The organism is Myxococcus llanfairpwllgwyngyllgogerychwyrndrobwllllantysiliogogogochensis, from assembly GCF_006636215.1.
In the GTDB taxonomy this organism is placed as follows: domain Bacteria; phylum Myxococcota; class Myxococcia; order Myxococcales; family Myxococcaceae; genus Myxococcus; species Myxococcus llanfairpwllgwyngyllgogerychwyrndrobwllllantysiliogogogochensis.
In genome coordinates, this window is sequence record NZ_VIFM01000794.1 from 1 (window position 1) to 436 (window position 436).

Sequence of the window (436 nt, forward strand, 5' to 3'; positions counted from 1 at the left end):
CCTCGCGTGAGAGCAACCGTCGTCTGGCGCAAATCACGCAATATGCTCGTCAGCTTGCCGGTTCGCCCTCGGTTATTAACGCTCTCTCCCGTAGCCAGCTGGACGAAGTGGGCTTAACCAGTCGGGACATTATTCTGTTCAACCAGATTATCGGATTCGTCGGCTTCCAGGCGCGGGCGATTGCCGTCCTGCAGGCGGCCCAGGGCTTTCCGGTGCGCTGGATCCCCGGTATGCCCCAGCAAGAGGAGGCACCCGCGGAGCTGTTCGCCCCGCCGCCGGGAGCATGGCAGGCAGACATTGCGGATCCCGACCTGCAGTATGCCGATGATGAGCGTCAGCGGCGCATCGCCGGCTGGCAGTCGCTGCCCGGTCTGGGCGAGCTGGCGCCGCTGCTGGCCTGCGACCCACAGTTATTCGCGCCTCTGGAGATCTTGAT

General features: G+C 64.0%; 1 protein-coding gene. It reads left to right on the forward strand.

The annotated features are described in order from the left end of the window. The coding region (locus tag FJV41_RS50555) for a hypothetical protein (RefSeq protein WP_220138023.1) at positions 1-436 on the forward strand (436 nt) is incomplete at both ends.